We start from the raw sequence: 18,226 nt of genomic DNA on the forward strand, positions 1-18,226 counted from the left end.
GCGGCCGCGGCGCCGCCCCGGCGCCCGGGCGCCTAGGCCTCGACGCGGTCGAGCTTCTGGCTGATCACCGTCGAGACCCCGTCGCCGCGCATCGAGACGCCGTAGAGCGCGTCCGCGACCTCCATGGTGCGCTTCTGGTGCGTGATGACGATGAGCTGGCTCGACTCCCGCAGCTCCTCGAAGATCGTGATGAGCCGGCCGAGGTTCGTGTCGTCGAGCGCGGCCTCGACCTCGTCCATGACGTAGAAGGGCGACGGGCGGGCCTTGAAGATCGCCACGAGGAGCGCCACGGCGGTGAGCGAGCGCTCCCCGCCGGAGAGGAGCGAGAGCCGCTTGATCTTCTTGCCCGCGGGGCGCGCCTCGACCTCGATCCCGGTGGTGAGGAGGTCCTCGGGGTCGGTGAGCACGAGCCGGCCCTCACCGCCGGGGAAGAGCCGGCCGAAGACGCGCTCGAACTGGACCGCGGTGTCGGCGAAGGCCTCGGCGAACACCCGCTGCACGCGCTCGTCCACCTCGGCGATGATCTGGAGGAGGTCCTTGCGGCTCTTCTGCAGGTCCTCGAGCTGGGTCGCGAGGAAGCGGTGGCGCTCCTCGAGGGCCGCGAACTCCTCGAGGGCGAGCGGGTTGACCTTGCCGAGCGCGGCGAGGTCCCGCTCGGCCTTCCTCAGCCGCTTCTCCTGCTCGGCACGGACGAACGGCACGCCGTCCTGGAGGGGGTTGCCCTCGTCGTCGACCTCCATGCGGAGCGCGGCCCACTTGTCCCCGCCCTCCTCGGGTGGCACCGGGACGGGCCGGTGCGGGCCGAAGTCGCGCACGAGCTCCTCCGCGGCCATGCCCAGCTCGTCCACGACGCGTTCCTCGAGCGCCTCGAGCCGGAGGCGCTGCTCGGCGCGCGCGAGCTCGTCACGGTGCACGGCGTCATTGAGGTCGGCGAGTTCGCGGGCGAGCTCGTCGTTGCGGCGGCGCAGGGCGCCGAGGCGCTCGTCCAGCTCGGCGCGCCGCTCCTCGGCGGCATCACGCTCGCCGGCGGCGCGGTCGACGGCTCCGTCGAGCCGGGACAGGCCCTCGCGGGCGGCGGCCGCGACGGCGCCGGCGCGTGCGGCCTCGCGGGCGCGGCGCTCGGCCCGGCGGCGGGCCTCCTCGGCGGCGCGCCGCTCCGATTCCGCGGCGCGCTCGAGGGACTGGGCGCGCGCCTCGAGCGTGCGGTGCTGCTCCTCGGCCGCGCGGAGGGCGAGCCGGGCCTCGAGCTCGCGGGCCCGGGCGGCGGCGGCCTCGGCTTGGAGCCGGTCGCGGTCGGAGGAATCCGGCTCCTCGGCGTCCGGCGCCTCCTCGGCGAGCTCGAGCCGCTCGGCCGCCGCCTCGAGCGAGACCTGCTCTGCCTCGAGCTGGGTGCGCGCTGCCTCGAGGGCGGCGCGCTGGCGCTGCTCCTCGGCCTCGGCGCCGCGCAGCTGGGTGCCCAGGGCCGCGAGCTTCTCGGCCACCGCGGCGAAGCGCGCGTCCGAGTCGTGCAGCGCGGCAAGGGCCGCCTCCGCGCGCCCGCGGGCCTCACGCTCGCGCTCCTGCGCGCCGGCCAGGGCGAAGCCGCACCGCTCGTGCTCCGCCTGGGCGGCCGCAAGGCGGTCCCGGGCGGCGTCGAGGAGTCCCTGCAGCTCGATCGTCGAGGGAGCTCCGGCAGAGCCGCCGAGCAGTCCCGCGGCGGTGACCACATCGCCGTCCTGCGTGGCGGCGGCGAGCTGCGGGTGCTCGGCGACGAGCGCGACGGCCGCCTCGAGCGTCGGAACGGCCGCGGCGTCCCGCAGCAGGCGGAAGACGGCTGCGGCCACGGGCGGCTCAGGCTCGGCGACGTCCGCGAGCCACCGGGCGCCCTGCGGCAGCGCGGGTACGGATCTCGCCCCAGATTCCCCGTCTCGGGTACGCATCTCGTCGCCGATCCGCGGTTCCGGGTACGCGGGGCCCTCGGGCGAGCCGACGAGCAGGGCCGCCTGGCCGGCGTCGTCCGCCTTGAGACCGCCGAGGGCTCCCGCCGCCGCGGCCGTCCCCGCCATCGCGAGGCCCTCGGCGAAGGGCCCGAGGACAGCCGCGACGGCGGCCTCGTACCCCGGTTCGACGCGGACCAGGTCCGCCACCCGGCCGAGCACCCCGGCGGCGGAGGCTGCGACGGACGCCGTGGCGTCGCGGTCCTTGAAGCCCGTCAGGAGCGCCTCGATCCGCGCCTCCTGGGCCTGCCGGTCCGCTGCGGCGCGCCGCCGGCGCTCGAGGAGGGACTCGCGCTCCGCCTCTGCCTCCTCGAGCTCTGCGGCGGCCTCCTCGTAGGCCGTGTCGAGGTCCTCCTCGCCGGCCTCGACCCCGGCGATCTGCGACTCGAGGGCCGTGTACTCGGCGGCCGCGGAGCGCTGCCGCTCGGCGGCTCCGGCCAGCGTGTCGCGGAGGCGCCCGACCTCGCCCTCGGCGGACTCGACGCGGCTGCGGGCCGCCGCGACCTGGCCCGCGAGCCGGGCGAGGCCCTCGCGCCGGTCGGCCTGGGCGCGCAGGAGTGCGGTGTGGCGGCGGTCCTCCGCGGAGGCTGCCTCCTCGGCCGCCGCGCGCGCGTCCTCTGCATCGGCGAGGGCCTCTACCCGGATCTCGACGCCGTCCGTGACGGCCTCGAGCTCGGTTCGGAGCTGGCGTGCCTGCCGTTCGAGGGCCTCCGGGTCGCGGCCCCGGACCGGGGGCTCAGAGGACCCCAGCAGGCGCCGGCGCTCGTCCGCGAGCGACGCGAGGGCCCGGAGCCGCTCCCGGCTCTGGGAGAGCCTGTACCACGTGTCGCGCGCGGCGTTCACGTGCGGGGTGGCCGCGGCCGCGGACCGCTCGACGTCCGCCTGGGCGCGGCGCCCGGCGTCGAGCTCGCCCTGCGCCGCGGCGCGCCGGGCGTCGAGCGCCCCCTGGTCCGCCTCCTCCTGCTCCATTGCGGCGCGCAGCGTGGCGATGTCGTCCGCGAGGAGGCGTGCGCGCGCGTCGCGGACGTCGGCCTGGATAGTCTGCGCGCGGCGCGCGACCTGCGCCTGCCGGCCCAGCGGGCCGAGCTGCCGCCGCAGCTCCGCGGTGAGGTCGCCGAGCCGGGAGAGGTTGGCCTGCATTGCCTCGAGCTTGCGGACGGTGCGTTCCTTGCGCCGGCGGTGCTTGAGGATGCCGGCGGCCTCCTCGATGAACCCGCGCCGGTCCTCGGGGGTCGCGTGCAGGACCCGGTCGAGCTGGCCCTGCCCGACGATCACGTGCATCTCACGCCCGAGCCCCGAGTCTGAGAGGAGCTCCTGGATGTCGAGCAGCCGGCACTGGCTGCCGTTGATCGCGTACTCGGACCCGCCCGAGCGGAAGAGCGTCCGCGAGATCGTCACCTCGGCGTACTCGATGGGGAGCGCGCCGTCGGCGTTGTCGATCGTGAGGGAGACGTGCGCCCTGCCCAGCGGGGGGCGCCCTGCCGTGCCGGCGAAGATGACGTCCTCCATCTTGCCGCCGCGCAGGGTCTTGGCGCCCTGCTCCCCCATGACCCAGGCCAGGGCGTCGACGACGTTCGACTTGCCCGAGCCGTTGGGCCCGACGACGGCCGTCACGCCGGGCTCGAACTCGAACGTCGTGGCCGAGGCGAACGACTTGAAGCCTCGGATCGTCAGGGTCTTGAGGTGCAAGGGACTGCGGGTCTCCTCTGGGCTGGCCGGGACGGCAGTGGCGGGCGGGGGCGGTTGTCCGTCATTGTGCCACCGGGCACCGACGGAACCGGGCCTACCAGCGGGCGTTGCGCGGAACCGGCTGGCAGCGCGTGCAGCGGTAGGAGGAGCGGTTCATGAACGGTTCCCGGACGATCACGCCGCTCTCCCCCGCCGCCGCGCACCGCCGGCACGCGCGCCCGGCCCGGCCGTAGGCGTCCAGCGAGCGGGAGAAGTAGCCCGAGGCCCCGTTGACGTTGACGTAGAGCGAGTCGAAGCTGGTGCCGCCGGCCACGAGGGCCCGGCCCATGACGTCCCGGACGGCGTGCACGAGCCGGTCCGTCTCGGGCCGGCGGAGCGTGTCGGTCGGCCGGGCGTAGTGCAGGCGCGCGCTCCAGAGGGCCTCGTCGGCGTAGATGTTCCCGATCCCGGACACGAGGCGTTGGTCCAGGAGGGCCCGCTTGATGCCCGTGCGCCGCGCCCGCAGGCGCCGGTGGAACGCCTCGGGGTCGAACAGCGGATCGAGCGGGTCGCGCCCGATGTGCGCGGCCTCCCCCGGGATGAGCGCGAGGTCGGAGCCGCCGCGGCCGCCGGGCCCGCCGTCGTGCGTCGCCACGAGGGGCACCACGGCGAGGCCGCCGAAGATCCGCTGGTCCACGAAGCGCAGCTCACGGGGCATGCCGGGGACGTCGCTGAGGGTGAGCCGGACCTTGAGGTGCTTCTCGTCGGGCGCGTCGGGCTCCTCGACGAGCAGCTGGCCGCTCATGCCCAGGTGCGCGAGGAGGGCGGTGTGCGGCGCCGTGCCGGAGTCCGGCGCGGCGGGGTCCGACAGCGGGAGCCAGAGGTACTTGCCGCGACGGACGGCGTCGACCACCCGGGCTCCCTCGAGCTGGCCGCGGAAGTCCTCGGCGCCGAGCGCGTGGCGCCGCACCGAGCGGGCGTCCACCACGTCCACCGCCCCGACGGTCCGCCCCGCCACCCAGGAGGCGAGGCCGCGGCGCACCACCTCGACTTCGGGCAGTTCGGGCATTGCGCCTCAGGCCTGCGCGGAGGCGGCGGAATCGGTCCCGAGGACCTTCCAGGCGTTCGCCGCCGACTGCTGCTCGGCTTCCTTCTTGGAGTTCCCCGTTCCGGTCCCGTACTCGGTGCCGCCGATGAGGAGCGTGGCCGTGTACGTGCGCGCGTGGTCCGGGCCGTCCCCGATTACGGCGTAGTGGATCGGACCGAGCTGCCGGCTCGCGGCGAGCTCCTGGATGTGGGTCTTCCAGTCGGTCCCCGCCCCGAGCACAGCGGCGTCCGCGAGCAGCGGCTCGATGAGGCCGACGACGAAGCGGCGCGCCGGCTCGAGCCCGTTGGAGATGTAGGTCGCCCCGATGAGGGCCTCCATCGTGTCCGCGAGGATCGAGGACTTGTTCTTCCCGCCGGTGACCTTCTCGCCCTGACCCAGGTAGATGAACTCCCCCACGCCGAGGCGCCGGGCAATCGAGGCGAGGGCACGGGTGCTCACGACGGCGGCACGCCGCTTCGCGAGGTCGCCCTCGCTCAGGTCGGGGTACTCCCTGTAGAGGTGCTCCGTGACGGAGAAGCCGAGGACCGAGTCGCCGAGGAACTCGAGGCGCTCGTTGGTCGGAATGCCGCCGTTCTCGTACGCGAACGAACGGTGTGTGAGGGCAAGACGAAGCGTCTCGGCGTCGATGTCGACGCCGAGACGCTTCAAAAGCTCGTCATGAGGGCTCATGCGCGAGATTCCGCCGGATCAGACGTCGGCGACCTTGCGGCCCTTGTACTCGAGGAACAGCTCGGTCCCGGCCGAGTCGGTGACGACCTTGGCCTGGTGGGGGAGGCTGTACGTCACGCGGCCGTTCTCAACGGTCTTGACCAGCGTGGGGACGGAGGCCTTCCACTGCGAGCGGCGGGCGCGGGTATTCGAGCGAGACATCTTCCGCTTGGGAACAGCCACGGCTAACTCATTTCTCTCTTAGTGCCAACACTTACTCATCGTCGTGCCGGTCTGGCTTCGCCAGATCTGCCAAGGCAGCCCACCGGGGGTCGACGACCTCATGGTGGTGCCCCGGCTCGTCCGCGAGACGCACTCCGCATTCGGAGCACAGGCCCTCGCAGTCTTCCCGGCACACCGGCTGGAACGGCAGCAGCGGTACCACTGCGTCCCGCAACACCGGCTCAAGATCGATGGAATCGTGCTCGACTCGACGTTGCTCTTCATCGTCTTCTCCGTCCGAGAGCCCAAGGGCCTCGAAGAAGAAAAGCTCTTGCACCTCGGCGTCGAGTCCGTACTCGATGGGATCCAGGCAGCGGCCGCACTCGCCCGTTACCGTGACGTGCGCGGTCCCCGAGACCAGGATCCCCTCGTGCACTGACTCGAAGGTCAGGTCCAGGTCCACGGGGGATCCTTCCCTGACGCCGATGAGCGCCACGCCGAGTTCACCCGGCGCGGGTACATGCTCCTCAAGGGTCCGCATACTCCCCGGGCTGCGCCCGAGGTCCTTGACGTCGAACATCAAAGGCGAACGTGCTTCCCGCTTAATGAGAACTCCTGTAGAACATAGACCGACACACTATCCTAGCCGCTGCGGCATCGAGGCCCAAAACGAGCAGTGCCGCCGCGCACCGGGACAGTGTCCAGCGTGCGGTGCCCGTTCATTCTAGCCGCTCCCGCGGCATCCTCAGTGCTGCGGCCGGGTCTCGGCGAGCCGCGCGAGCACCGATCGCGGCACGTAGTCCGCGACGTTCCCCCCCAGGTCGTGGACTTCCTTGACGAGGGTCGAGGACAGATGGACGTAGTGGGCCTCGGCGGGCAGGAACACGGTCTCGACCCCGGTGAGCTGCCGGTTCATGATGGCCATCGGCAGCTCGTAGTCGAAGTCGGACGACGAGCGGAGCCCCTTCACGATGGCGCTCGCTCCCCGTTCCCGGCAGAAGTCGGCGAGGAGGCCCTCGCCCATCGGCTCGACGAGGATCCCGCTGATGGCCCCAAGGGTCCGGCGCGCCATGGTGAGGCGCTCCTCGAGGGCGAAGCGGTACTTCTTGGCGTAATTGGTCGACACCGCGACGATGACCTCGTCGAAGAGGTTCGCGGCCCTGGCGATGACCTCGAGATGCCCGTTGTGGATGGGGTCGAAGGAGCCAGGGCACACCGCGCGTCGCATAGCGCCAACATACTGCATGCCCCCTCCCCCGCCGCCTGCGCGCAGCCACCGGCGTGGCCCGCGCCGATAGCATGGGCAGGTGACTTCCGCAGGGCAGGGACCAGCAGGACAGCACGCCTCGGCGTGGCAGCGCACGGCGGCCGGGGCGAACCTCCTCGGCGCCGACGGCAGGCTCGGTGTGACGATCTTCGAGGAGATGACGGGCCTCGCCGTCCGGCACGGCGCGATCAACCTGGGCCAGGGCTTCCCCGACGAGGACGGCCCGGCCGAGATGGCGGAGGCCGCCCGGTCTGCGATCCTCTCGGGCGCGAACCAGTACGCCCCCGGGCAGGGCATCCCGCGGCTGCGCGAGGCGGTCGCGGCGCATCAGGCGCGCTTCTACGGGATCGGGCTCGACCCCTGGCGCGAGGTCATCGTCACCACCGGCGCCACGGAGGGCATCGCGGCCGCCGTCCTCGCGCTCGCCGGCCCGGGCGACGAGGTCGTCACCTTCGAGCCGTTCTACGACTCGTACGGGGCCATGATCGGCTTCGCCGGCGCCGAGCACGTCACCGTCCCGCTCGGCGCGCCCTCGTTCCAGCCCGACCCGGCCGAGCTCGAGGCCGCCTTCGGCCCCCGGACACGGGTCGTCGTGGTGAACAACCCGCACAACCCCACCGGCGCCGTGTTCGGCCGCGACGTGCTGGCCCGGATCGTCGCGCTCGCGGCGGAGCACGACGCCGTGATCGTCACCGACGAGGTCTACGAGCACCTCGTCTTCGGGCCCCGCCATGTGCCGGTGGCGTCCCTCCCGGGCGCGGCAGAGCGCACCCTGACGATCTCATCGGCCGGGAAGACGTTCTCCTTCACCGGCTGGAAGGTGGGCTGGGTCACCGGACCCGAGGAGCTCGTGGCGCGCGTCCGCACGATCAAGCAGTTCCTCACCTACAGCTCCGGGACGCCGTTCCAGGAGGCGGTGGCCCTCGGCCTGGGCTACCCGGACAGCTTCTTCGAAGGAATCGCCGCGGCGCTGAGCGCCAAGCGGGACATCCTCGCCGCAGGCCTGGAGGCGGCCGGCCTGGAGGTCTTCCGCCCCGAGGGCACGTACTTCATCACGGCGGACGCGGCGGGACTCGGGTTCGACAGCGCGGTGGACCTCGCGCGCCGGCTCCCTGAGCTGGTGGGGGTCGCCGCCATTCCGGTCTCCGTCTTCTGCCATCCCGAGGGCGCCGAGCGCACCCGGACGCTCCTGCGCTTCGCCTTCTGCAAGAAGGAGCCGCTCCTGCAGGAGGCCGCCAGCCGGCTCTCGCGGCTCGCGGAGCTCGTATGACGGCCGGCCCCGGCCCGGGCCGGTACCTCCGCGGCATCGGCGCGCACGCTTCCGTGGAGCCGGACCCCCTCGTGCCGGGGGCGTACGTGCTCTCGATCGGCGGCGCGGAGCAGTCCCACGTGGACCTCGCGCGCCCGGGCCACGTCTTCTATGCCTACCTGCGCCGCATCGCGAACGTGGTCGACGCCATCGCCCCGGCCGGAGCGCCGGTCCGGGCCCTGCATCTGGGCGCCGGCGCGCTCACCCTCGCCAGGTACATCGCGGCGACCCGGCCGGGATCGGTCCAGGCCGCGGTCGAGCTGGAGCGCGAGCTGCTCGACTTCGTGCTCGAGCGCCTCCCCCTTGCACCCGGGACCGATCTGAGCATCCATCTGGGCGATGCCCGGTGGCAGCTTCCGGAGGCCGCCGCACGGGGGCCGTTCGACGTGATCGTGCTGGACATCTTCTCCGGGCCCGAGGCACCGGGGCACCTCGCGGAGCCCGGCTTCTATGCCGAGGCGGCGGAGCTCCTCGCCCCGGCCGGCGCGCTCCTGGTCAATATCGGCGATGATCCTCCGCTGACCCTCGTGCGCTCGCAGCTGGCGGCCCTGCGGTCGGTGTTCGGGGAAGTCGCAGCCCTGGCCGAGCCGGAGATGTTCACGGCCAGATTCCCGGGCAACATCGTTGCGATCGGGCTCCGGGGCCCGTGGCCGGAATCGTGGACGGCCCAGCTGCCCGCCGCCGGGCCGCACCCGACGCGCCTGGTCCGCGGGGTCGACCTCGACCCGCTCGCGGGCTGACCGTCAGCTCGCGAGCTTCTGCTCGGCGAGGCGCTTGACCCACTCGGGGGTCGGCCGGTTGAGCCGTTCGTCGAGGACGACGCGGAGCTTGGCCGCGGCAATCTGGACCCGGCGGTCCGAGGCGCCCGGACGCCGCTCGCCGGCCTTCTCGCCGGTGTGCCGCCCCGTGTCCTCGCCGGGAAGCGCCTCGTGCTTGCTCACGGCTCCTCCTTCTCGTGCCTGGCCGTCCCCGCCGCGGAGGGCCCGCAGGGCAGGGCCTGCGCCGCAGGCTCCCTTCCAGTATCGCCTCAGCAGGCCCCGACCGTCCACGGCCCCCCCACGGGCCCGCCGCGGCCGTCAACCGGTCCGGGGCCGCCTAGGGCCGGTCGGGGCCCCGCTCGTGTTCGGAACCGTCGTCCTCGCCGTCGCCGAGCTCCTCGTCGAGGCCCGCCTCCTCGGCCTCCGCGATCGGGTCGATCCACACGGCATCGAGCAGCTGCAGCTCCTCGTCACTGGCGATGAGGTCGCTCTTGGCGAGGCTCGCCAGGACCATGGTGCCCATGGCCGCGAGCTGCGGGTCCTGGGACGTCGACGCCTCGAGGGCCCACTCGGTCCGCCGCCAGAACTCGGCGCGGCGGTCCGAGTAGGAGCGCTGGCGGATGGTGCCGAGCCCGACGACGGCCGCAACGAGCGCTGCCGCGAGCGTGCCCACGGGGGCCAGCGCGGCGACGATCTCCCACCACTGCGGCACGGCGGCGGCGACGTCGGCGCCGGGCACGGGCGCGGGCAGGGTGGCGGCGAGCTGGGCGACCGCGAGCTGGGCACTCATGGCGACACGGCCTCCGGGGACCCTGACGGTGCCGCCGCCCCGTCGGCCACCGGCTCCGCGAACCACAGGCGCGTCTCCCCGTACTTGCGTTCCCCGAAGTGCTCCAGCCCGTGCGGCCAGTCGGGCTCGGGCGAGCGGGAGGACCGTTCGACGACGACGAGGGCGTCCTCGGCCAGGTGGGGCGCGAGCGCCTCGAGGACGCGCGCGAGCTGGTCCTCCCCGAGCGGATACGGCGGGTCCATGAAGACGAGGTCCCAGTGCCGGCCGGGCCCGGTCGCATCGAGGAAGGATCCCACCTTGCCCCGGTGCACGGTGACGGCGCGGCGGCCCACGGCATCGTTGACGAGCCGAGCGTTGCGCTGGCACACGCCCACGGCCTTGGCGTCCGCCTCGACGAGCTCGGCGGTGGAGGCCCCTCGGCTCACGGCCTCCACCCCGAGGGCGCCGGAGCCGGCGTAGAGGTCGAGGACGCGGGCCCGCGAGACCATGCCCAGCGCGTCGAGGCGCGAGAAGAGCGCCTCCTTGACGCGGTCGGTCGTGGGGCGGGTCGCCGATCCCGGCACCGAGGCCAGGGGCGTGCCGCCGATGATGCCGGCGATGATCCTGCTCATCGGGCGGCCCGAGTCGTCTCAGCCACGCTCGAGGAACACCTCCTTCTCCGGTTCCAGGTAGGCGTCGATGGCGGTCTTCAGCGCGGGGTGCGCCTCGAGCCCCGGGTCCTCGGCCACGATGCCGAGGGCGTCCGCGCGGGCCCGCTCGATGACGTCGGCGTCCCGCAGGACGCGCAGGAGCCGCAGGGTCGAGCGGCGCCCGGACTGGGACGCCCCCAGGATGTCGCCCTCCCGGCGGTGCTCGAGGTCCTTCTGGGCCAGGACGAACCCGTCCGTGCTCGCGGCGACGGCGTCGAGCCGTGCCCGGCTCGGGTGCCCGGGCTCGAGCGAGGTCACGAGGAGGCACGTCCCGGCGTGTCCGCCGCGGCCCACGCGCCCGCGCAGCTGGTGCAGCTGGGCGATGCCGAAGCGGTCCGCGTCGAGGATCACCATGAGGGTCGCGTTCGGGACGTCGACCCCGACCTCGATCACGGTGGTCGCGACGAGCAGGTCGGTGGCCCCCGCGGCGAAGCCCTCCATCGCTGCGGCCTTCTCGGCGCCGTCGAGCCGGCCGTGGAGGGCGGCGATCCGGGTGCCGCCGAGGGCAGACTCCCCGGCCAGCTGCTCCAGAGTGGCCGAGACGGAGGCCGCGGGGCTGCGTTCCTCGGGCGGTCCGAGCGCGCTCCCTCCCCAGGTCGCCTCGTCGAGCGCCTCCAGGTCGCCCTCGTCCTCTCCCGACTCCCCGATGGTCGGGCAGACCACGTAGACCTGGCGTCCCGCGTCGATCTCCTCGCGGGCGCGCGCCCAGATGCGCCGCTCCCACGACGGGTTCTCGGCGAGGCCCACCACATGGGTCGCGATCGGCGAGCGGCCGGCGGGCAGTTCGCGCAGCATCGAGGTCTCGAGGTCGCCGAACACGGTCATGGCCACGGTCCGCGGGATGGGGGTCGCCGTCATGACGAGCAGGTGCGGGGTGGCGAGGCTCTTGGCACGCAGGGCGTCCCGCTGCTCGACGCCGAAACGGTGCTGCTCGTCCACCACGACGAGGCCGAGGTCGGCGAACTGCACGTGCTCGGAGAGCAGGGCGTGGGTGCCCACCACGATCCCGGCCTCGCCGCTGGCCGCGGCGAGGAGGGACCTCTTGCGCTCGGCACCGCTCTGGCCCCCGGTGAGCAGGACCACCTCGACGCCGTCGGCCGATCCGAGGATGCCATCCCGCGCAAGCGGTCCGAGCGTGCGGCGGATCGACTCGTAGTGCTGCGCGGCGAGCACCTCGGTCGGGGCCAGGAGCGCGGCCTGGCCGCCGTCGTCGACAACCTGGAGCATGGCCCGCAGGGCCACGACGGTCTTGCCGGAACCGACCTCGCCCTGCAGGAGCCGGTTCATCGGGTGCGCGGCGGACAGCTCGCGCGCGAGCACCTCCCCGACCTCCCGCTGCCCTTGGGTGAGCGTGAACGGCAGCCCGGCGTCGAACGCGTCGAGCAGGCCGCCCCTGCGCGCGGGACTCGGCCTCGACGGGAGCTCTGCGTGCTGGGCCTTGCGCCGCGCGAGCGCGGTCTGGAGCACGAGGGCTTCCTCGTACTGGAACCTCCGCCGGGCGGCGGCCCACTCCTCGGCGGTGGCGGGGACGTGGATCATCCGGTAGGCCTCGGCGATCCCGGGCAGGCGGTGCTTGGCGCGCAGCTGCTGCGGGAGCGGGTCCTCGAGGCTCTCGAGGTCGACCTGCCCGAGGACCGTCGCGACGGCCTGGGCGATCCGCCAGCTCGGCAGCTTGGCCGTGGCGGGGTAGACCGGAATGGGCTTGCCGGCCAGTTCCTCGGCGCTCGCGCCGTCCTCGGCCTCGCCGTCGAGCAGGACATAGTCGGGGTTGGTCAGCTGGAGGCGTCCCCGGTAGGAGCCGACGCGCCCGGAGAACATGGCCACCGTCCCGGGCCTGAGTTGCCGCGAGGCAGCGAAGCTGTTGAAGAACGTCAGGCTGATCGTGTCGAGGGCGCCCTCGACGCCGTCCGTCACCACGACGTCGGTGATCGTGCCCTTGCGCGTGGCCATCTTCCGGCTCGTGGCCTTCACCACGCGCGCCAGCAGGGTCACGTCGGAGTCGAGCGGCAGCCCGGCGATGCTGGTCAGCTCGCCGCGCTCGGCGTAGCGCCGCGGGAAGTAGTCGAGCAGGTCACCGGCCGTGGCGAGGCCGAGGTGGTCCTTGAGCTTCTTCGCCGAGGCGCCCCCGACGAGCCGGGTGAGGTCCCGGCCGCGCTCAGTGGCCACGGCGGCTGTCCTCGGCGACCTGTCCGGCCGCGTCCTCCGCCCCGGCGCCGGGACCCTGTGAGCGGAGCTCCGTGAACGCGACCCGCTCGGGCTCGCCGATCTCGCGGATGAGGCCGACGGCGGCCTCGGGGTCCGCCACGTGGACGTGCACGCGCCAGCGGCACAGGCCCGCCTCGTCGTCGAACGCGCCGACGGGGCTCATGATCACCGACTCGCCGATCTCGTCCAGCCGCTGGCGCAGGACGGCGGCGTCGAGCGGGCTGAGCTGGATCGTGCACATGATCTCGACGCCGACCGCCTCGGGCTGGGCGCCGTGGATGTGGGGGTCCTGGACCCGGAAGCCGTGGAGCGTCTCGAGGGTATCCTCCGGGATGCCCTCGCCCAGGACGGTGGTGCGCAGCGCGGCGAGGACGAGGAGCAGGCCCACTCCCCCGGCATCGACCACGCGGGCGTTGGTCAGGACGCCCAGCTGGGCCTCGGTCTCGACCACGGCGCCGAGCGCCGCCTCGACCGCGCCGTCGAGCGCCGCCGCGAGGGCGAGGTTGCTGTCCTCGTGGGCTCCGGCGCCGGCAGCGGCGGCGGCGCCGCCGGCCGCGGCCTCGAGCACGCTGAGCATCGTGCCGCCGACCGGCTCGCTCAGCGCGGACCACGCCCGGATCTGGGCGCGGTGCAGGGCGCGCGCCAAGAGGGGCGCGCTGAGCCTCGTGTGTCCCGCGAGCGAGGCGGCGAAGGCGTCGAGGAAGACGGCGAAGAGGGTGCCGGAGTTTCCCCAGGCCTCCTCCATGGCGGCCTGGCCCGCGGCGCCGAGGAGCAGGCCGAGGTCCGTGCCCTCGGTCGCCGCCGCGGCCGTGGAGGCGGCGCGGACGGTGTGGTAGAGGTTCGTGCCGGTGTCGCCGTCGGCCACGGGGAAGATGTTGATCGCGTTGAGCCGGTCGCTGTGGTTGGCGAGGGCGGTCTCCGCGTCGGCGAGCCACCGCCGCATCGCAGCGGCGTTCGAGGCGATCTTAGCGTGCAAAGTGGTCCCATCCGCTCGGTTCCGCGGGGCGCCCGCCGATGGCCACCCCACCCGGCCCGCCGGCCGGAGGCACCACCGAGCCTATCGCAGTGAATCCCTCAGGCAGCTGTGAGGACGGCGGGAACGTCGCGAGGAGGCCGTGGTCCTCTCCGCCGCCCAGGACCCAGCGGAGGGGATCCGCCCCGAGGTCCGCCGCGGGTCCGGCCAGGAGCGCGGCGTGCGCCGCGAGCACGGAGGCGTCGAGGTCGAGCACGACGCCGCTCGCCCGCCCCAGACGGTCCCCGTCCTTGAGCAGGCCGTCGGAGAGGTCCATGAGCGCGGTGGCGCCGGCGCGCGCGGCGGAGGGTCCGGCCGCGAGGGGCGGTCGCGGGCGGCAGAAGGAACGGATGACGCCGCGCGCCTCCCCGCCGAGCTCGGCGTACCGGGGGCCGTGCTCGAGCAGGGCGAGTCCGGCGGCGGCGGTGCCGAGCCGTCCCGCCACGGCCACGACGTCGCCGGGCCGGGCCCCGGAGCGGAGCACGGGCGCCCGGCCCTCGAGGCTGCCGAGGACCGTGACGGTCACCGAGAGTTCGCCGCCGAGGCCGAGGTCGCCTCCGGCCACCGTGCAGCCGCCGGCCTCCAGCCCGGTGATGGCCTCGACGAGGCCGTCCGCGAGGCCCTCGACCCAGGCCACCTCGGTCTCCGCGGGAAGGGTCAGGCTCACCACCATGCCGGTGGCGACCGCTCCCATGGCGTTGATGTCGCTGAGGTTCTGCGCCGCGGCCTTCCAGCCGACGTCCGCGCCGGTGGTGCGGTACCCGTCGGGCCAGGCGAGCCGGAAGTCCTGTCCCTCGGTCTGGGTGTCCGTGCTCACCACGACCCGCCCGTCGGGGGCCGCGAGCACCGCGGCGTCGTCGCCCGGGCCGAGGATCGGCGATCCGAGCACCGCCAGCCGGGGGAAGATCCGCTCGAGCAGCTCGCGCTCGCTCACCTCGCGCACACGCGCCGCCAGACGCTGGGAATCCGTCACGGTCCCAGCCTATCGGCGCAGGCGGCGCCGTCGGCGGCGGTAGTCTGGAGGCACCCCCTCGGCCCCCCGGATGGAGAAGCATGTCCGCACGAAGCCACGCCCGCGCAGCCCGGTACGGCATCCCGGTGGTCCTCCTGGGCCTCGTCGCAGCGCTGGCCGGATGCTCAGCCCCGGTCTCCGTGCAGCCCGCCGCGGATGCGGCCGATCCCGCGTGCGCACCGCTCATGCTGGCCCTCCCGGACACCATCGGCGACGCCAAGCTGCGGACCACGACGAGCCAGGCCACGGCGGCGTGGGGCGACCCGGCCGCCGTCGTGCTCCGCTGCGGCGTCCCCTCGCCGGGGCCGACCACGGACCGGTGCGTGAGCGTCAACGGCGTCGACTGGGTGATCAGGCAGGACTCTGCCGCGAGTGCGGGAGCGCCGTCGCCCACCGCGAGCGGGAGCGCGCCCGGGCCGGGCGACGGGGGGACCTACACGCTCACCACGTTCGGGCGCCAGCCCGCCACGGAGCTGCTGCTGGATACGGGCCGGGCCAGCTCCGCGACCGTCCTGGCCAGCCTGTCCCCGGCCGTGGCGAAGGTCCCGGCCACCCGCCACTGCGTGGGCCAGGAGGACCTGGCCACGCTGCCGGCGAACGGCTGAGTCCGCTCGCCCGCTACCGCAGGCCGGTGGGGCGCTCGAGGGCGAGCTGGATGAGCTCGTCGATCAGCTCCCGGTAGCCCAGGCCGGTCGCGGCCCACATCGCCGGATACATGCTGATCGGCGTGAACCCGGGCATGGTGTTGATCTCGTTGATGACGAACTCGCCCTCGGGCGTGTAGAAGAAGTCGACGCGGCTGAGCCCCTCGGCGGAGACGGCGTCGAACGCGGTCGCGGCGAGCCCGCGGACCTGCTCGATCGCCTCCGGCGGCAGGTCGGCCGGGCACGAGAGCGAGGCCGCGTCGTTCTCGACGTACTTCGCGGCGAAGTCGTAGAACGTGTGCGCGCCGCCCTGGACCACGATCTCTCCCGGGAGCGACGTGCGGGGCGCGTCGCAGCCGCGGCCCTCGAGCACCCCGCACTCGATTTCGCGGCCCACGATCGCGGCCTCGATCACGAGGCGCAGGTCGTGCCGGCGCGCCTCGGCGATCGCGGCGTCGAGATCCTCCGGACGGTCCACCTTGGAGATGCCCACGGAGGAGCCGGCCCGGCACGGCTTGACGAAGACGGGGTAGCCGAGGCGGTCGACGGCGTCGCGCACCCCCTGCGGGTCCCGGCGCCACTGCTTGTCGGTCACCGTGGTGTAGGGGCCGACGGCGAGCCCCGCCGCCGCGAAGGCGACCTTCATGAAGTGCTTGTCCATCCCGACGGCGGAGGCGAGGACGCCGGCGCCCACGTACCGGACGTCGGCGAGCTCGAGGAGGCCCTGGATGGTGCCGTCCTCGCCGAAGGCGCCGTGCAGGAGCGGGAAGACGACGTCCACGTCGCCGAGCTCGCGCGGCACCTGGCCGGGCTCGCTCACCACGAGCCTGGCTGCGCCGTCGTTCTCGGCGAGCCGGACGGTGGCCCCGCTGGCCTCGACCTCGGGCGGTGTGCCCGCATCGAGCGCCCACTGGTGCCAGTCGCTCTGGGAGAGGACCCACTGTCCCGCCCGGGTGATGCCGACGGGCACCACCTCGTACTTGTCGGGGTCAATGGCGCCCATGACGCCCGCGGCGGTCACGCAGCTCACGGCGTGCTCGCTCGAGCGGCCGCCGAAGAGGAGGGCAACGCGGGTCTTGCTGGTCTCTGTCACGCTTAGTCGCCTTCTGACTTGAGCTGCCGCGCCAGCAGCAGCGGTTCGAGCTTCTCCACCGGCAGCTCGCCCCGCAGGACGGCCACGACCGCGGCGGTGATGGGCATGTCCACCCCATGGCGCTGCGCGAGCTCCAGGACGGCCGGGGCCGACTTGATCCCCTCGGCGACCTGGGTCATGCGGGCGCCCACGGCCTCGGTGTCGAGGCCCTGCCCCAGGAGCCGCCCGGCGGTGTGGTTGCGCGAGAGCTTGGATGAGCAGGTGGCCACGAGGTCGCCGAGTCCGGCGAGCCCGGCCATGGTGGTGAGGTCCGCCCCGAGCGCCACGGCGAGCCGGGTGGTCTCTGCCAGGCCGCGGGTGATGACGGTGGCCTTCGTGTTGTCGCCCATCTCCTTGCCCTCGCAGATGCCGACGGCGAGGGCGATCACGTTCTTGACGATGCCGCCGATCTCCGCGCCGGTCACGTCGGTGCTCATGTAGGGGCGGAAGTACGGCGCCGTGCAGGACTCGGCGATCCACTGGGCGGTGGCGTGGTCGGTGCACGCGACGACGGCGCCGGTGGGCTGGGACCGGGCGATCTCCATGGCGAGGTTGGGGCCCGAGAGCACGGCGATCTGCTCGGGGGGAAGCGACGTGACCTCGGCGATGACCTCGCTCATCCGCTTGTCCGTCCCGAGTTCGAGCCCCTTCATGAGGGAGAGCACGACGGCGTCGCGCGGCACGTGCGCGCTCCACGCCGTGAGCTGGGCGCGCAGGGACTGCGCGGGGACCGCCAGGACCACGAGCTGCGCCCCCTCGAGCGCCTCGGACGGGTCGAGGGTGGCCGTGATGGCGGCAGGCAGCTCGATGTCGCCCAGGTAGCGGGCGTTGCGGTGGCGGGCCACGTCGGCGACCACCTCGGGGTTGCGGCCCCACAGCCGGATCGACCGCGGGCTGCCGTGGTTCGCCGCCGCGTCGCCCAGGACCTTGGCGAAGGTGGTCCCCCAGCTCCCTGCGCCCATGACGGCGATGCGCTCGAGCGGCCCGCGGGCCTGAGGCTCAGCGGCCACCCTCAGGCCCCGCCGCGCTCGACGTCGCGCCCGTGGAGGGACTGCTGGTGCTGGGCCGGGTCCCACCGCTCGGCCGGGGGCTGCTCGCCGCGCAGCTGGGCCAGCAGCGCCGTGATCGCGTCCATGATCCGCTCGGTCGCCTCGACGAGTGTCGTCTTGTCCAGCGGACGGCCGATGAGGTCGGACAGGTCCACCGGGTCCCCGACGAGGACCACCGCCTTCTTGCGCGGGAAGGGATAGAGCCGCTTGGCGTAGCGCGGGAACAGCTCGTGGTCCCCCCAATGGGCGATCGGGACCACGGGAGCGCCGGTCTTGAGGGCCAGGCGGGCGGCGCCGGTGTGGCCCTTCATGGGCCAGAGCGCGGGGTCGCGGGTGAGCGTGCCCTCGGGGTAGACGATGATCGCCCCGCCCTCGTCGATGACCTCGCGGGCCACCTCGAGCGAGGTGCCGGCGCCGGTCCCGCCGCGGTCAACGGGGATCTGCTTGGTGCCCCGCATGATCTGGCCCAGCAGCGGCGGCTTGAACAGGCCGGCCTTGGCCAAGAAGTGCGGCGGGCGTCCCTGGTTGTAGAGCATGTGGCCAACGGTGAGGGGGTCGATCTCGGTGCAGTGGTTCACGCACGCGATGAAGCCCCCGCGGCCTGGGAACCCCGCGAGCTTCTCCGTGCCGCGCCACTCCTTGCGCATCAGCATGTTCAGGAGGGGCCGGACCACGGCGCCGGCGATCGCGAACGCGACCCTCTCCCCGGCGCTCTCCCTCAGGGCCGTCTTCGGCGC

At 73.8% G+C, this 18,226-nt stretch carries 18 protein-coding genes; 3 read left to right on the forward strand and 15 right to left on the reverse strand.

Features of this window, described 5'->3' with window-relative positions; translation table 11 throughout:
* Positions 1-32: 32 nt before the first annotated feature.
* The 6 genes from smc to coaD all read right to left on the reverse strand — a co-directional run bounded on the left by smc (position 33) and on the right by coaD (position 6,850).
* Entirely contained in the window at positions 33-3,665 is a 3,633-nt protein-coding gene (gene smc / locus J2W20_RS00190; protein ID WP_307003549.1) for a chromosome segregation protein SMC, read from the reverse strand.
* Positions 3,666-3,759: 94 nt separating this feature from the next.
* A complete protein-coding gene (mutM, locus tag J2W20_RS00195) occupies positions 3,760-4,713 on the reverse strand; it encodes a bifunctional DNA-formamidopyrimidine glycosylase/DNA-(apurinic or apyrimidinic site) lyase (protein WP_307003551.1) in 954 nt (317 codons plus the stop codon).
* A gap of 6 nt (positions 4,714-4,719) precedes the next feature.
* On the reverse strand, positions 4,720-5,421 hold the full coding sequence (gene rnc, locus J2W20_RS00200) for a ribonuclease III (RefSeq protein WP_307003553.1): 702 nt from the start codon (positions 5,419-5,421) through the stop codon (positions 4,720-4,722).
* 18 nt (positions 5,422-5,439) lie between these two features.
* Positions 5,440-5,643, reverse strand: a complete 204-nt coding sequence (gene rpmF, locus J2W20_RS00205; protein ID WP_066498296.1) for a 50S ribosomal protein L32 — start codon at positions 5,641-5,643, stop codon at positions 5,440-5,442.
* 31 nt (positions 5,644-5,674) lie between these two features.
* A complete protein-coding gene (locus J2W20_RS00210) occupies positions 5,675-6,205 on the reverse strand; it encodes a YceD family protein (RefSeq protein WP_307003555.1) in 531 nt (176 codons plus the stop codon).
* Between the two features lie 162 nt (positions 6,206-6,367).
* Positions 6,368-6,850: a pantetheine-phosphate adenylyltransferase gene (gene coaD / locus J2W20_RS00215; protein WP_307003557.1), complete on the reverse strand. Its 483-nt coding sequence runs from the start codon at positions 6,848-6,850 to the stop codon at positions 6,368-6,370.
* 79 nt (positions 6,851-6,929) lie between these two features.
* Between coaD and J2W20_RS00220 the strand changes: the two genes are divergently transcribed.
* A complete protein-coding gene (locus J2W20_RS00220) occupies positions 6,930-8,159 on the forward strand; it encodes an aminotransferase class I/II-fold pyridoxal phosphate-dependent enzyme (protein ID WP_307003559.1) in 1,230 nt (409 codons plus the stop codon).
* Positions 8,156-8,938: a spermidine synthase gene (locus J2W20_RS00225; protein ID WP_307003561.1), complete on the forward strand. Its 783-nt coding sequence runs from the start codon at positions 8,156-8,158 to the stop codon at positions 8,936-8,938. Before J2W20_RS00220 ends, J2W20_RS00225 begins: the two co-directional genes overlap by 4 nt.
* A gap of 3 nt (positions 8,939-8,941) precedes the next feature.
* Here J2W20_RS00225 and J2W20_RS00230 read toward each other — a convergent pair whose 3' ends face one another.
* The 6 genes from J2W20_RS00230 to J2W20_RS00255 form a co-directional block, all read right to left on the reverse strand.
* A complete protein-coding gene (locus tag J2W20_RS00230) occupies positions 8,942-9,139 on the reverse strand; it encodes a hypothetical protein (RefSeq protein ID WP_066498309.1) in 198 nt (65 codons plus the stop codon).
* 154 nt (positions 9,140-9,293) lie between these two features.
* Positions 9,294-9,746 (reverse strand): hypothetical protein, encoded by a 453-nt coding sequence (locus tag J2W20_RS00235; protein ID WP_307003562.1) that lies wholly within the window; start codon positions 9,744-9,746, stop codon positions 9,294-9,296.
* Positions 9,743-10,357: a 16S rRNA (guanine(966)-N(2))-methyltransferase RsmD gene (gene rsmD / locus J2W20_RS00240; RefSeq protein WP_307003564.1), complete on the reverse strand. Its 615-nt coding sequence runs from the start codon at positions 10,355-10,357 to the stop codon at positions 9,743-9,745. Before rsmD ends, J2W20_RS00235 begins: the two co-directional genes overlap by 4 nt.
* 18 nt (positions 10,358-10,375) lie before the next feature.
* On the reverse strand, positions 10,376-12,601 hold the full coding sequence (locus J2W20_RS00245; protein ID WP_307003566.1) for an ATP-dependent DNA helicase RecG: 2,226 nt from the start codon (positions 12,599-12,601) through the stop codon (positions 10,376-10,378).
* Positions 12,591-13,583 carry a DAK2 domain-containing protein gene (locus tag J2W20_RS00250; RefSeq protein ID WP_307004678.1) on the reverse strand — a complete coding sequence of 331 codons (993 nt, stop codon included), beginning with the start codon at positions 13,581-13,583 and terminating at the stop codon, positions 12,591-12,593. The genes J2W20_RS00245 and J2W20_RS00250 overlap by 11 nt, the downstream gene beginning before the upstream one ends.
* 22 nt (positions 13,584-13,605) lie before the next feature.
* The gene (locus J2W20_RS00255) at positions 13,606-14,625 is read right to left on the reverse strand and encodes a thiamine-phosphate kinase (RefSeq protein WP_307003568.1); all 1,020 of its coding nucleotides are present in this window, start codon (positions 14,623-14,625) and stop codon (positions 13,606-13,608) included.
* 80 nt (positions 14,626-14,705) lie between these two features.
* On the opposite strand from J2W20_RS00255, the gene J2W20_RS00260 reads away from it, so the two are divergent.
* On the forward strand, positions 14,706-15,269 hold the full coding sequence (locus J2W20_RS00260) for a DUF3515 family protein (protein WP_307003570.1): 564 nt from the start codon (positions 14,706-14,708) through the stop codon (positions 15,267-15,269).
* Positions 15,270-15,282: 13 nt separating this feature from the next.
* Here J2W20_RS00260 and J2W20_RS00265 read toward each other — a convergent pair whose 3' ends face one another.
* From J2W20_RS00265 to J2W20_RS00275, 3 genes are read right to left on the reverse strand one after another with little or no spacing between them, the layout of a single operon-like run.
* Positions 15,283-16,401 (reverse strand): D-alanine--D-alanine ligase family protein, encoded by a 1,119-nt coding sequence (locus J2W20_RS00265; protein ID WP_307003572.1) that lies wholly within the window; start codon positions 16,399-16,401, stop codon positions 15,283-15,285.
* Between the two features lie 2 nt (positions 16,402-16,403).
* On the reverse strand, positions 16,404-17,402 hold the full coding sequence (locus tag J2W20_RS00270; protein WP_373457950.1) for an NAD(P)H-dependent glycerol-3-phosphate dehydrogenase: 999 nt from the start codon (positions 17,400-17,402) through the stop codon (positions 16,404-16,406).
* 50 nt (positions 17,403-17,452) lie between these two features.
* The gene (locus J2W20_RS00275) at positions 17,453-18,211 is read right to left on the reverse strand and encodes a lysophospholipid acyltransferase family protein (RefSeq protein WP_373457951.1); all 759 of its coding nucleotides are present in this window, start codon (positions 18,209-18,211) and stop codon (positions 17,453-17,455) included.
* Positions 18,212-18,226 lie beyond the last annotated feature (15 nt).

The sequence above is a fragment of the Sinomonas atrocyanea genome, assembly GCF_030812675.1.
Classification (GTDB): domain Bacteria; phylum Actinomycetota; class Actinomycetes; order Actinomycetales; family Micrococcaceae; genus Sinomonas; species Sinomonas atrocyanea_B.

Bases quoted from the DNA above. Each gene is read 5' to 3' on its own strand.
- J2W20_RS00225 (WP_307003561.1), top strand. From the start codon at position 8,156: ATGACGGCCGGCCCCGGCCCGGGCCGGTACCTCCGCGGCATCGGCGCG.
- J2W20_RS00270 (WP_373457950.1), bottom strand. From the start codon at position 17,402: ATGGGCGCAGGGAGCTGGGGGACCACCTTCGCCAAGGTCCTGGGCGAC.
- rsmD (WP_307003564.1), bottom strand. From the start codon at position 10,357: ATGAGCAGGATCATCGCCGGCATCATCGGCGGCACGCCCCTGGCCTCG.
- mutM (WP_307003551.1), bottom strand. From the start codon at position 4,713: ATGCCCGAACTGCCCGAAGTCGAGGTGGTGCGCCGCGGCCTCGCCTCC.
- coaD (WP_307003557.1), bottom strand. From the start codon at position 6,850: ATGCGACGCGCGGTGTGCCCTGGCTCCTTCGACCCCATCCACAACGGG.
- J2W20_RS00260 (WP_307003570.1), top strand. From the start codon at position 14,706: ATGTCCGCACGAAGCCACGCCCGCGCAGCCCGGTACGGCATCCCGGTG.
- J2W20_RS00250 (WP_307004678.1), bottom strand. From the start codon at position 13,583: ATGCGGCGGTGGCTCGCCGACGCGGAGACCGCCCTCGCCAACCACAGC.
- rnc (WP_307003553.1), bottom strand. From the start codon at position 5,421: ATGAGCCCTCATGACGAGCTTTTGAAGCGTCTCGGCGTCGACATCGAC.
- J2W20_RS00235 (WP_307003562.1), bottom strand. From the start codon at position 9,746: ATGAGTGCCCAGCTCGCGGTCGCCCAGCTCGCCGCCACCCTGCCCGCG.